We start from the raw sequence: 12,221 nt of genomic DNA on the forward strand, positions 1-12,221 counted from the left end.
CTATAATTACCCTGCCGACATACGTAAAGTGATGTATACGACCAATGCCATCGAATCTGTAAATTCCAGCCTTAGAAAGGTCACTAAAAAGGGATTCTTTGAAAATGAAAATTCGGTATTTAAAATTTTCTATCTCAGAATTACGGGTGAACTTGCCAAGAAATGGAACAATGCTAAAATACAGAATTGGGCAAAGGTTCTGAACCAGCTATCCTGTCTTGATGAAACCAGCACAAGGATAGCTAGGTACATTAGATAATTTTTCAAAAGGGGCTTAACAAGGGTTTACACGGAATCGCTTCACTCTCGTTAAAGCTGGCCTACTAAATCACATTACGTCCAGTTGCAGGGATTATTGCAGCAATTTCTATTACATCTGCGGAAGCCGGTGGCCATCGAGGCGGTTATCAGTCGTCATCACATGTAAACGGTTACTACCGTAGCAATGGCACCTATGTTTCACCTCATTATCGTTCAGGAAGAGATGGTTATCACAATAACAATTGGTCAGTTCAGGGTAACGTTAATCCTTACACCGGTCAACCCGGAACCAAAAGCCGTGATGTCGGTGGTGCTTGAAAGGTCAAGACCGCCATAACAGACACGGCCTTCAAGTTCATCTGGGTTTACCGCAAAGGAGCAGGCGTCCCATTTTTCCATCTGCATCCAGCGGATTGACTGTTTCACCCATTGGTTCAGCCTTAATTGACGGAAGGCATTCTCTTCACCGGGATTCTGTCTAGCTGAATCGCAGGCCGCCTGTACCTTATCTATTCCCACGGTAATGCCAAGGGACGGATTGGCTTTCAGCCACACTTTCGGATCCGTCCAGTCGTCAGATTCATCAGCGCCGTAAATCACCGGATAGAAAGTGGGATCAATCTTTCTGCCTTCCAGAATGTCTTTAGCCTTCTGATGCGTCTCGTAACAGATGGAATTGGTGTCGGTTCCCGCGGTTGTTATAAGGAAATACAGCGGCTGGGTTCTGGCATCGCCAGAGCCTTTGGTCATAACGTCAAACAGCTTTCTGTCGGGCTGTGTATGCAGTTCATCAAAGACCACTCCGTGAATGTTAAAGCCGTGCTTTGAATAAGCTTCCGCAGAGAGCACCTGATAAAAACTGTTAGTGGGGAGGTATACGATGCGTTTCTGCGAGGCGAGGATTTTGACTCTTTTGTTCAGAGCCGGACACATCCTCACCATGTCGGCAGCCACATCAAATACGATGGTGGCCTGTTGACGGTCTGCGGCACAGCCGTAAACCTCGGCTCGTTCCTCTCCGTCACCGCAGGTAAGAAGAAGTGCTACGGCTGCAGCCAGCTCAGACTTGCCCTGTTTTTTGGGTATCTCAACATAGGCAGTATTAAACTGTCTGTAGCCGTTCGGCTTTAAGGTTCCAAAAAGGTCACGGATGATCTGCTCCTGCCAGTCGATAAGCTCAAAAATTTTCCCCGACCAGGTTCCCTTGGTGTGGCAGAGACATTCGATGAAGTTCACTGCATAATCAGCGGCAGTCTTATCGTACTTTGAGCCTTTGGCCAGAAATCTGGTGGGGACGTATTTTTTTAGTTTCCGCATTGCCATTCTGTCTCACATCCTTTAAGGCATAAAAAAAGACCGCCGAAGCGATCTCTCTGGGTATAAAAAAGGAGCCGTTAAGCTCCTGTTGTAGTTTAATTTAGAGTTTGATTTTCTTTGAAAGGTTAGTAATCTTATCAAACGGCGTTGCAGGATTCATAGCCCAGAGCTTTTGAATATCAAAATGATGTGTCTCAAATTTACTCTTTAGGTTTCGCTCCTTGAGCATATCTCTTTTAAAATCTTTTTTACTTTTTGAATGCAGCAACTCTTCAATGTTTTTCAGTCCCATGGCTCTAATCAGCTCATCTTCGATGTTTTTCACCTGCGGTACGCAATAAACATCCTTTATGTTTGAAGATTTTTTTGCCTTTCTGATGTTTTCATTAAGGATTGTAGGATCTCCCACATCGGTATCAAAAACAAAAACTAAAGTTGTTCCATCCTGTAATGTTCTCAGTTTCAGATCAGTCAATCTTTCCTGCACGACATTCAAAATCTGGACTTTACCAGGGATAATCAGGCGCATGTCGGTCTTAAGAACTTCAATTAATCTCTTTTCGTCATCGCCTTCTACAAAGTATTGAAATATTCCGGAAGCTTTCATCGTTTAAATGTCCGTTAATGCAAATATTTTTTCCAACATAGGGGCGGATGAGAACAGATCATTCTGAACCGCAGTCTTCACAGAATCTCTGTTTTTCTTGATGTAATCTCCGGCATTGATGACGGAAATATAAGAGACTCCGTCGAATATCTCCTTACGCAGAAAATTAAAACTGTGCTTTGGAAAATTCATGTCAAGAATGTCCGTATTATGAGTGGTAAAGAACAGCTGTCTGTCTCCTTCCAGCTTTTCCACCATTAGTGACAGGAAGGCCTTTTCAATGTCGGAATGGATAAACGAGAACTTTTCATCACAATAAAAGAATGAATACATTCCGCTTACCATTGCTGCAAACATATTTGCCAGACTGACACCTTCTCTGGTTCCGCTGGAAAGAAGCCCGTCATCGACAATGATCCCGTTTTTGATTATCACCTGTTTTCCGCCAATCTTGATAACATAGGTATCATTCACTTCCTTTACTTTTTCGACATCCGTGATAAGGGGATCCAGAGCCTGTAGGGTATTTTTCAGAATCTGCAGATATCTCTCTTCATTTTTTGGGGTATAGCTAGCAGCCAGATTTTCACTGTCCCGTGGAAACTCAAAAGCCCATGACATTGGTTTAATTTTTTCCAGTTCCCTGATGTAGTCGCTGCAGTAACCGGTGTCTGATTTTGAATCCAGTTTTTCCAGTGTCTTTTCGTAGGTGTCGCTTTTGCCGATTTGTGTCTGCTCAACTTTTATCAGAAAATCACTGCTTGAATAGTTTTTGCTTTCCTTTTTTCCTTTAATTATTGAGGAAACCCTGTAAAAGTCATCGTTTACGACAAACTGGATCTCAAATTTCGCATCTTTCTTAGAGTCATTTATACATGAAGCGATACTGGCATATTCCTTCCTGGCAATGAAATTAAGAATGTTCAATAGCATTCTGCCGATGGAGGTTTTACCGGAGGCATTGGCGCCCATAAGAATGTTCAGTTTTTTATACCTGAAATTCAGATGATCCTTAAGGCATTCAGTCATCTGGTTTCCAACGATTTTTTTTGCATAAGTCATGGACATCTCAAAGTCATTGAAAGCCATGTAGTTATCAAGTTTCAGCTTCATCAAAATCATTGTTTTATCCTTTGTATTAGTTCCGTTTCATGGAAGTAATACCATTTTACTATTCTTTTTCAAACAGATCAACTGATGTAGATTCCATAACAAAAGACCGCCGAAGCGATCTTTCATGGTATAAAAAAGGAGCCGTTAAGCTCCGTATCAGTTGGCGTTCTTCATCGCCCATTCAATGGCATGACCTTCATCCTCGAATTCCACACCGCTTACCTCGCGGATCCCGATTTCACCTTCGCATCCGGTGTCGTCGGTGAGGAACTCGTAAACCGCGCCGTAGTAGGATGGCTTGCCGGCTCCGTTCCAGTAGTGGCCTGCCAGGATCACCTTGTCGCCGTATCTCAGGGGCTTGCTCCAGCGGCATTCCAGATCCTCCGGAGTGGATGGATTCGGTAATCTGTAGGTTCTTGCTCTTTCTGTCATCTTGCTCATTTTCAAGTCTCCGTTGTTGTTCTCGATGACTGTATATTCGCTCTGTACCAAAGGTATAGCAAGTCAATAAGTGCCTTATTTTGTACTATTTTTTTCTTCTCATTAATCGTTTGTTTCTTCTCAAATCAAGCTAAATGAGAAGAATAACCAAATAATGAGAAGAAAAAAGGAGGCATCTATAACCTCCTGTTGTTCAATTCAATCCCGCATTATGCCTCTCTTTCACCGAGCTTTTCATGGATTACTTCGAGGATTTTTTCCTGCTTTTCAGCCGGAATTCCCACAGCCTCAAGTGCCTGTCTGGTGCCGCAGTCGGGGCAGATTTCCGTCCTGCCGTCAGTACGGGAAAGGGCAGGATGATCGTGATAGGTCTTGCCGCAGATCGGGCAGGTGCGCTGTTCTTTATTCTGCATATCTTACTTCCTCCATGCTTAACTTCAGTGCGTCGGATAAATGCTCTTCATCGAAACCAAATGTGCGGTATCCCTCAAGGCAGGTGTCGAGGTAATACCGGGTCGTAACACCGATATGCCTGTCCTCGTGCATGATGTAGACAAACACCGGAAGCTCTCTTACTCTGCTACCGTCAATGCTGATTACCGGAAGTGTCATCTCGTCCTTGTAGTAGAATCGCGGATAACCTTCGTAACGGTCGAGTGAAAGTTCATCATTGGCTGTTACTTCCCACACGGCCACGGGAACGCTGTGACCTCGGCATGGCTCAATGGTGAGGTACGCACCTGTCTGACTTCCTTTGAAAAGCAGACGGTAATCGGGGATTTCTGAAACGCCTGCAACCCTTGCATCAGGACATCTGAATCTCATCTGTTGGGTGTTCAGGTTGCTTCCGTAAGCAATGTAATATCTCTTTGCCATATTCAATTCCTTATTCTGATTGAAGGCTTACCCTTCTACTGCCGAAACCCCGGTTAAGGGGCCAGCAGGAGGAGGGTAAGTCCTCGCTTTGGGTTAGGCGGCTCTGCCAAATCTGAAGGCCGTGTCACCGCTAAGGTTTCTGGTAAGGATGTTTCTTGCTGTTGCAAACTCCTCGCCGATGAAGCCGAGTCTTAAAAGCCAGGTTCTCATCGCGAATTTCGGATTCTCATGCTGCTGTGGCTTAGGGCTTGCTGTTCTTACCTCCTTTGCCATCTCGCTCAAGGCTAGGCAAAGCTGAATGTAGCTCTTAAGCTGTCCTGCGTGGATGCCGTTCTGTCTGCCTTCGTTCGGTGCGTATTCCCTCGAAAGTCTCACGTACCGTTTTTGCAAGATTGTGGAACCATTCAATAACCGCCGGATCATCAAGCCATTCGGAAATGCCGTTCAGGGTATTGGCCAGAAAGTCATTACCCATGATGATGAGTTCTCCGAAGCCTCCGTCAGACTGCATGAGTCTCGTGCAGAATGTTCCCCAGGCATTATCCAGTCTTCCGGTAGCGGCAGATACAGTGTTGAGTTTGGTTTCAAGTACGCCGTCAAAATTGTTCTTTGCCAAATCAGAGAGATAGGAATCCAGAGCCTTGCTGTTCTTCTGAATTTCGGTGGTTGAGCCTTTGTAGGTAAGGGAAATGGTGTCACCGTTATCCTTTGCCGTAATGCCGAACTGCCGGAGTGCCTTTGTAGAGCCCTGGGAGAAGGCAATAACCGCATCAGTTAAGGTGTTGATGTCTCTGCCGGTGCCATGAGCAATGGTGGCATAGGTCTTAAGCTGTTCGTTTGAGTTGGTGAGCCCGTTGTTGCCTAAGTCCACAAAGGCTTTAGCGAGTTTGTCAGTAGCAGTTGCCGTTTCATCCTCAAGACCGTTAAGGCTTCAGAAGGTTTTCTGCGCTGTTTCCAAATCACCAACCAGGGGAGTCAGTCTTGCTGACATATCCTCATAAACCCGTGAGGCTTCAAGTCCGGTAGAGATGATGCTCTTAAAGCCGTCCACTATTTCGGAGGCAAACTTAATGGCAAAGCCTGTCATCAGCATTTTCCAGCCGGAGGCGTTTTTCTGCAGAACACCGGTCTGACTGTCCACGGCTTTGGTGAACTTTTTGATTTCAGCTTCCTGCTCCTGCATGATTTTCTTCTGCTCAGCAAGAGTGGTGTTGGCGTCTTTCTGTTGGGTATTCTGAGTATTTAAGGCCTTGCTGATTTCCTTTGTTACCCTGCTCTGCTCGCTACCGAGGTCAGTAACAGTTTTGGTCTGAGCCTGAATTGAATCGGTTATGGTCTTAACGCTGTCATCAAGTCCGTGAATGGCGGCATTGGTGGCCTCTGCCTGTTTTTCCGAGGCATCAAGGTTTGCTCCCATGGCGGCAGCAGAGGATGAAACAGCGTCCTTCATGGCCGTCATCTCTTCGGCAATTTTGGAGAGTGAATCCGAGAGAGCTGACGTATCGGCTGAAAGCCTGATGGTGCTGTCGTTCATTTTGAAACTCCGTAAAAACAAAAAAGGACCTCGTTAGAGATCCTCTTACATATTATTTGATTTATCAGAAACGGTTAGTAGCCTTGCTCATTTAATTTTCTGTAGTTATCACAACCTTGCTGATAGCCAAAATCACAGGCTTTACCGCAGTACCACTTGGCCGTTTTTTTGTTCTGTTTTACACCCTTGCCATTGCTGTACAGAACTCCAACGTTATTACATCCCATTCCGTTTTTTAAATCACAGGATTTTTGGTAGTAGTTCATGGCCTGCTGGAAATCCTGTTTTGAGCCTTGACCGTGGGAGTATGAATATCCTAAGTCATTGCAACCGTCACCGTCATCCATGTCGCAGGCTTTTTTAAAGTACTGATTGGCCTGATGATAATCCTTTTTTACGCCTTCACCTTTTCTGTAAGAAATCCCCAGATTTTTACACCCAACACCACTATTCAGGTCGCAGGCCTTTTTAAAGTACTGATAGGCCTGATGATAATCCTTTTTTACGCCTTCGCCATTGTTATAAGAACTTCCTAGGTTGTTGCAACCTGAGCCGTTATTCATATCGCAAGCTTTCAGGTAGTATTTATTAGCCTGACGGTAATCCTGTTTAACACCTTCACCATTGTTGTATAAATTCCCAAGGTTCAAGCAGCCAGAGTTGTCATTCATATCACAGGCTATTTTGTAGTAATGATTAGCCAGCTGGTAATCCTGTCTTACACCTTGACCGTTATCATATAAAACCCCAAGGTTATAGCATCCTGAGCTGTGATTCTTATCGCAAGCTTTTTGGTAGTAGTGATTAGCCTTTTGGTAATCCTGTCTTACACCTTGACCGTTACCATATAAAAGTCCAAGATTGTAGCATCCGATGATATCACCAAGGTTACAGGCTTTTTCAAAATAGGTGGCGGACATGCTGTAATCCTGTCTTACACCTTCGCCATTGTAGTATGCAACCCCTAAATAAAAGCACGCATCACTATCGTTTAGATTGCTGCATTTGACGTAAAGTGCACGTGCTTTTTCATCAATTGGTGGTGTATCTTTCTGTTCTGTCTGTTCAACTACAGTATTATCAGCGGTGTCATGGCTACTTGTACAAGCAGTAGTCAATGCTAAAAATGCGGTGGCGGCAAGCGCAAAATTAATGATTTTCATATATTCTTCTTTTTATCCTGTTATATTGGCTATTGTTTTTGTAGGAGGCAGCTGATTATACGAATGTTTTACAGAATGTTAAACAAGTATTTACTTTTTGTTGACTTTGGTGCTAAAAAAAAGTCGGATTGGGCGGTTGTTAATTTTGTTTCACTCTGCGAAGCCAAAAAAATCTTGGTGCTGTAATTTATTCCGACAAGTATGATATTTCTGTACTGTCCGGCATAGCGTTTGAAATACTCTTTTTCCTTAATCTGCTTAATGGCTTCTTCGGCAGAGTCGTCATACTTAAACTCAATCAGAATAAGAGGCTGTCTCCTTGTTATCGGCTCATACACTAAATCAACACGCCCCTTTCCTGCCTGATCTTCCCGGTGATAGCTGTAATCATCAAGAGTTGACCATAAAAGCCCGGTCATCACGCAGTACGTAAGAGATTCTTCATCGTTGTAATCGAGGAGAGATACTGCTGATGAATTGTGGATTTCCTGAATAATTGCAGCTACGGTTGCTCCGTCAAGTTCTTTAATGGCTTTGAGCAGGTTTTCTGAACGTTTGATGGTTTCCATTCGTTCATACCAGTTCTGCTCTCTGACAATATCCATCAGCACTGCTTTGATTTCAGCATTCGGAACATAGGCAACTTTACGATATTGATTTTTGGTTTCTGAACATCCAAGGTAGCCGAGGCATACCAGAAGACTGAATACATCATTTTTATCTTTTATGGTTACCATATCATTCTGGAAATTGGCACAGCTGAAAGTAACTTCATCACCCTCGATTAAATTGATGATGTCTTCCTTTATGCCGTCAAAATCCATATTGATCAAACGTACAAATTCCTCATTGGACGAAGTTCCGCTCCAGTAACTGATACATTCATTTCGGCTCACGGCCTTGCATACGGAGTTGGGGTTGTATATATCAATGCCTTTGATTTTATAGCCCTTGTACCATTCCTTTAATTCCTGATGCGACACTTTGCATTTAGGTGATTTTACAATGTCTGCAACTTCATTCTCGGTAAAACCGAAGTATGCCGCATACTCGCCTGGAGCAAGCATGTTATATTCGTCAAAACCGTTAAGCGCAGACTGAGAGTTGTATTTTTTGATAGGAAGAATACCGGTAAGATATGCAAGCGCAAAGCAGCTAAGACCGTCATCAGATTTAAACAGACCGCGCAGAAATTCTATAAACTTTTCTTGTAGTGCCAGCTCATTTTGATACTCTCTGCATATCAGATCCCATTCATCCATAATTAAAATAAATGGCTCACCAGTGTATTTGAATATAACTTCCAATGCCGATGACAACGACTTCTTTCCAATCAACGGATCGTTGCTGATTTGTTCAGCGTATTCTTTATTCTCCTTTAGATCACGAATAACCATATACTGGAGAAAATCCACCAGATCATCAATATCTTCGATGTAGAGAGATTTGTCGGCTTTATACGAGATAAACTTGTCCTTTATAGAATTCATGTCAATGTAAATAACATTGTATTTATTAAGATGATCTGCAAAACCGGTATTCTCTGAAATTTTCAAACCGTCAAATATCTTTTGTCCGGCATACCCTTTGGAATAATACGCTGAGAGCATATGCGCAGTTACGGTTTTTCCAAATCTGCGAGGACGGGTAACAGCAAAAAAACGATTTTGAGCATTAATTTTTGCAGACATTTCTTTTATAAAATCTGTCTTATCTACAAAAATTTCAGAATCTTTGAATTTAACCAGTCTTATAAAGCTGTTATCGTTACCAGGATTCAGAATATTGCCCATAACACTTAACCCCCCCCCGAACTTCATGACATCCCCATTTTGCACAGCACAGAATTTTGATCCGTGATATGCAATTGAACTTAAAAGGCGCTGATGTCAAAACCTTACTTTCTGCCATCTAATTTAACGACTATACACGGATTATTCAACATTTATCTGACGTTTATCCGCTAAGTATTAAACCGATATGCATTTTATGTCATCGGTATTTATCGTCTTCTCATCATTCGCTTAAACTTCTCAATCTCCCCGGCACAATCGCATTCAGTCATACCGCTTTGGTACCTTTCATGGGGAGTTGCCTCATAGTATTCCTCCTCAAAAACCACTGCCCAGTAGTTGAACTCAGTGGACGGATACTCAAGAACCTCAGAAATCAGGCTGAGTGAGTCCGTGAGAGCTGACGTGTCGGCAGAAAGCCTGATGGTGCTGTCGTTCATTTTGAAACTCCTGAAAACAAAAAAGGACCTCACATTGAGATCCTTTTACTCATTATTTGATTTGTCAGAAACGGTTAGTAGCCTTTTTCATTCAATTTTCGGTATTCATCACAACCTAACTGTTCCCCTAAATCACAGGCTTTACCGAAAGACTCCTTAGCGGTGATTTTATTCTGACGTACACCATTACCATATTTGTAAAAAAATCCTTCGTTTTTACAGGCCAAACCGTAATTCAAATCACAGGCTTTATGAATGTAATGAAAGGCTTTATGTTGGTCCTTTTTTACCCCTTTACCTTTCACATAAGCAATTCCTAAATTATTGCAAGCCGCCCCCAAATTCAAATCACAGGCTTTTTGGTAGTAAAGATTAGCCTTCTGTTCGTCCTGTTCTACGCCTGTTCCATCGGCGTACAAAAGTCCTAAGTTAAAGCAGGCAGTGTTGTCATTCATATCACAGCCTTTTTGGTAATAGTGAATAGCTTTCTGTTTGTCTTGCTTAACACCTTCGCCATTGTCGTACAAATTACCTAGGTTGCCACATCCCGTGGCATCATTCATATCACATGATTTTTGGAAGTACTGAACTGCCTGATGAAAATCCTGATTAACGCCTATTCCATCTCGGTAGGAAACACCCAGATTATAGCAACCTCCAGTATTATCTAAGTTGCAGGCTTTTTGAAAATACTGAAATGCCTGTTGCTCGTCCTTCGTTACACCTTGCCCCCAAAGGTACATGGTTCCTAGGTTATAGCATCCGGCCCCCTCATTCAAATTACAGGCTTTTTGAAAATACGGAAATGCCTGTTGCTCGTCCTTCGTTACACCTTGACCCCAAAGGTACATGGTTCCTAGGTTATAGCATCCAGTCCCCTCATTCAAATTACAGGCTTTTTTGTATAAGGTATTAGCCATAATGTAGTCCTGTTTTACCCCTTTGCCGTCGCTATACAAAACACCTAAATTTACACATCCGCTACCATTGTTCAAAGTGCAGGCTTTTTCGTAGTACTGATTAGCCTGCTGGTAGTTCTGCTCTACGCCTTGACCTTGACCATATAAATGCCCCAAATCATAGCATCCGGAACTCTCACCGAGGCTACAAGCTTTTTCAAAATAGATTTTAACTTGATTGTAGTCCTGAGTTACTCCTATGCCGTCTTGGTATAAGCTACCAAGGTTGTAGCACCCGTTACCGTCATTCAGATTGCAGGCTTTTTCGGCATAGATTTTAGCTTGATTGTAGTCCTGACTTACTCCTATGCCGTCATGGTATAAGGCACTAAGGTAAGAGCACCCGATACCGTTATCCAGATTGCAAGCTTTTTCAAAATAGATTTTAGCCTGATTATAATCCTGTTCATCGTTGTAGGAATATCCTAGAGCGGCGCATCCGTAACTATCCTTCAGTTCGCAGGATTTTTGGAAGTACTGATTAGCTTGTTGTAAGTCCTGTTTTACACCTTTGCCAATGTTGTACAGTACACCAAGGTTGTAACATCCCCCGCCAATATTCAAGTTGCACGCTTTCTCTAAAGCGAAAATAGCCTTACTGTAGTCCTGTTCAACACCATTGCCTTCATGGTATATGACACCAATGTATGCGCACCCATAGCCGTTGTTCAAGTCGCATGCTTTTTTGCATATCGGAAACGCTTCAGTGTAATTTTCATTTTTATATAAATCCTCGCACTGATTAGAAACTTCAGCCACATTGTCACCACAGCCCGTTAATGTTAGTCCAAGTACAGCGGCCAGACTCAGTAATCTTTTGTCCATATTTTTTATCCTGTTATGTTTGCTATTGCTTTTATGGGAGACAGTTGATTATACGGATATTTTACATATTGTTAAACAAATATTTACTTGCTGTTGCCTTAATTGAACAGCAGAGCAGATGTGGCGCAGAAAGCCTGATGGTGCTGTCGTTCATTTTGAGTTCCTTAAAAACGAAAAAAGGATCTCGGTTAGGAGATCCTTCATGGGAAATTGTTTTTGTTTTGGGATTTTATTGTCTGTTCAATTCTTCTAACAAGAGACATCCAAGAGGTTGTTCTTTAGCACATGATTTTTCTAGATATTTCCTGGCCTGCTGTTTATCGTTGGAGAAGTATAATTTACCTAAACCATAACACCCTGAAATACCATCTAAGCTACAGGCTTTTTCATAATATTTTTTTGCAATGTCTTTATTGAGAGTCTCTTCTAGTTGCCCCATAAATTCACAGCTACGGCTATCATTAAATGTGTTACATGCTTTTTCAATAAATGTTTTAGCTAGATCTAAATTCTGTTTAACCTCATTATGATTTAGAGCAATACCCAACCCCGAAGCAAAACAGATGTACCCCATTAACTTTGTGTTTGGGAAATTTGAATTACTCAAATTACAGATTTTTCCTTGCAATGCATCAGAATCAAGTTCCGGGTATGGATCTTTATGCAAAACAACAAAACAGCCATAAATATCATTAGCTTTACATGCCGTTCTACATAATGATAAATCCTTGTCATTGATTTGCTCTTCATTGCCGTTAGTTGAACTTTTGAAATACCCATTTGCTAATTCTTCACATCTTGGAAAATCACCGGCATGTGAAATGTTTAATAGCGTCAGACAGAATGACAATGATAGACAAAATATTTTAGTTTTCATTATTTTATACATTTC

The 12,221-nt window shown here is 42.3% G+C and carries 14 protein-coding genes and 1 pseudogene; 1 reads left to right on the forward strand and 14 read right to left on the reverse strand.

What is annotated here, in order from left to right:
- On the forward strand, window positions 1-259 hold a 259-nt coding region (locus tag T489_RS0106115), incomplete at its 5' end, for a transposase (protein WP_031579181.1).
- Window positions 260-552: 293 nt separating this feature from the next.
- Here the strand turns inward: T489_RS0106115 and T489_RS0106120 are convergent.
- The 14 genes and pseudogenes from T489_RS0106120 to T489_RS0106185 form a co-directional block, all read right to left on the reverse strand.
- A pseudogene (locus T489_RS0106120) lies at window positions 553-1,578 on the reverse strand (terminase large subunit); the annotation flags it as partial.
- A 100-nt stretch (window positions 1,579-1,678) separates the two neighbouring features.
- On the reverse strand, window positions 1,679-2,185 hold the full coding sequence (locus tag T489_RS0106125) for a hypothetical protein (protein WP_031579183.1): 507 nt from the start codon (window positions 2,183-2,185) through the stop codon (window positions 1,679-1,681).
- Window positions 2,186-2,188: 3 nt separating this feature from the next.
- Window positions 2,189-3,307, reverse strand: a complete 1,119-nt coding sequence (locus T489_RS0106130) for an AAA family ATPase (RefSeq protein ID WP_031579184.1) — start codon at window positions 3,305-3,307, stop codon at window positions 2,189-2,191.
- Window positions 3,308-3,454: 147 nt separating this feature from the next.
- A complete protein-coding gene (locus T489_RS0106135; protein WP_031579185.1) occupies window positions 3,455-3,739 on the reverse strand; it encodes an Nmad4 family putative nucleotide modification protein in 285 nt (94 codons plus the stop codon).
- Between the two features lie 209 nt (window positions 3,740-3,948).
- Window positions 3,949-4,152: a hypothetical protein gene (locus T489_RS0106140; RefSeq protein WP_031579186.1), complete on the reverse strand. Its 204-nt coding sequence runs from the start codon at window positions 4,150-4,152 to the stop codon at window positions 3,949-3,951.
- A complete protein-coding gene (locus tag T489_RS0106145; protein ID WP_031579187.1) occupies window positions 4,142-4,615 on the reverse strand; it encodes a gamma-glutamylcyclotransferase family protein in 474 nt (157 codons plus the stop codon). The genes T489_RS0106140 and T489_RS0106145 overlap by 11 nt, the downstream gene beginning before the upstream one ends.
- A 93-nt stretch (window positions 4,616-4,708) precedes the next feature.
- On the reverse strand, window positions 4,709-4,888 hold the full coding sequence (locus tag T489_RS0106150; RefSeq protein WP_031579188.1) for a hypothetical protein: 180 nt from the start codon (window positions 4,886-4,888) through the stop codon (window positions 4,709-4,711).
- A gap of 34 nt (window positions 4,889-4,922) precedes the next feature.
- Window positions 4,923-5,486, reverse strand: coding sequence for a hypothetical protein (locus tag T489_RS15385; RefSeq protein ID WP_031579189.1), 564 nt, complete (start codon window positions 5,484-5,486; stop codon window positions 4,923-4,925).
- A gap of 60 nt (window positions 5,487-5,546) precedes the next feature.
- On the reverse strand, window positions 5,547-6,149 hold the full coding sequence (locus T489_RS15390) for a hypothetical protein (protein ID WP_031579190.1): 603 nt from the start codon (window positions 6,147-6,149) through the stop codon (window positions 5,547-5,549).
- Window positions 6,150-6,223: 74 nt separating this feature from the next.
- Window positions 6,224-7,312 carry an SEL1-like repeat protein gene (locus T489_RS0106165; protein ID WP_051621842.1) on the reverse strand — a complete coding sequence of 363 codons (1,089 nt, stop codon included), beginning with the start codon at window positions 7,310-7,312 and terminating at the stop codon, window positions 6,224-6,226.
- A 68-nt stretch (window positions 7,313-7,380) separates the two neighbouring features.
- Window positions 7,381-9,132: an AAA family ATPase gene (locus T489_RS0106170; RefSeq protein ID WP_051621843.1), complete on the reverse strand. Its 1,752-nt coding sequence runs from the start codon at window positions 9,130-9,132 to the stop codon at window positions 7,381-7,383.
- Between the two features lie 182 nt (window positions 9,133-9,314).
- A complete protein-coding gene (locus tag T489_RS0106175; RefSeq protein ID WP_031579193.1) occupies window positions 9,315-9,545 on the reverse strand; it encodes a hypothetical protein in 231 nt (76 codons plus the stop codon).
- Window positions 9,546-9,619: 74 nt separating this feature from the next.
- Entirely contained in the window at window positions 9,620-11,329 is a 1,710-nt protein-coding gene (locus T489_RS15395) for an SEL1-like repeat protein (protein ID WP_051621844.1), read from the reverse strand.
- Window positions 11,330-11,558: 229 nt separating this feature from the next.
- Window positions 11,559-12,218, reverse strand: coding sequence for a tetratricopeptide repeat protein (locus tag T489_RS0106185; protein WP_031579195.1), 660 nt, complete (start codon window positions 12,216-12,218; stop codon window positions 11,559-11,561).
- Window positions 12,219-12,221: the final 3 nt, after the last annotated feature.

The sequence above is a fragment of the Ruminobacter sp. RM87 genome, assembly GCF_000701925.1.
Lineage (GTDB): Bacteria > Pseudomonadota > Gammaproteobacteria > Enterobacterales > Succinivibrionaceae > Ruminobacter > Ruminobacter amylophilus.

What these genes read in the sequence shown, in the direction of transcription:
- T489_RS0106125 (WP_031579183.1), bottom strand. Translation starts at nt 2,185, where the DNA reads ATGAAAGCTTCCGGAATATTTCAATACTTTGTAGAAGGCGATGACGAA.
- T489_RS0106130 (WP_031579184.1), bottom strand. Translation starts at nt 3,307, where the DNA reads ATGATTTTGATGAAGCTGAAACTTGATAACTACATGGCTTTCAATGAC.
- T489_RS0106135 (WP_031579185.1), bottom strand. Translation starts at nt 3,739, where the DNA reads ATGAGCAAGATGACAGAAAGAGCAAGAACCTACAGATTACCGAATCCA.
- T489_RS0106140 (WP_031579186.1), bottom strand. Translation starts at nt 4,152, where the DNA reads ATGCAGAATAAAGAACAGCGCACCTGCCCGATCTGCGGCAAGACCTAT.
- T489_RS0106145 (WP_031579187.1), bottom strand. Translation starts at nt 4,615, where the DNA reads ATGGCAAAGAGATATTACATTGCTTACGGAAGCAACCTGAACACCCAA.
- T489_RS0106150 (WP_031579188.1), bottom strand. Translation starts at nt 4,888, where the DNA reads ATGGCAAAGGAGGTAAGAACAGCAAGCCCTAAGCCACAGCAGCATGAG.
- T489_RS15390 (WP_031579190.1), bottom strand. Translation starts at nt 6,149, where the DNA reads ATGAACGACAGCACCATCAGGCTTTCAGCCGATACGTCAGCTCTCTCG.
- T489_RS0106165 (WP_051621842.1), bottom strand. Translation starts at nt 7,312, where the DNA reads ATGAAAATCATTAATTTTGCGCTTGCCGCCACCGCATTTTTAGCATTG.
- T489_RS0106170 (WP_051621843.1), bottom strand. Translation starts at nt 9,132, where the DNA reads ATGAAGTTCGGGGGGGGGTTAAGTGTTATGGGCAATATTCTGAATCCT.
- T489_RS0106175 (WP_031579193.1), bottom strand. Translation starts at nt 9,545, where the DNA reads ATGAACGACAGCACCATCAGGCTTTCTGCCGACACGTCAGCTCTCACG.
- T489_RS15395 (WP_051621844.1), bottom strand. Translation starts at nt 11,329, where the DNA reads ATGGACAAAAGATTACTGAGTCTGGCCGCTGTACTTGGACTAACATTA.
- T489_RS0106185 (WP_031579195.1), bottom strand. Translation starts at nt 12,218, where the DNA reads ATGTATAAAATAATGAAAACTAAAATATTTTGTCTATCATTGTCATTC.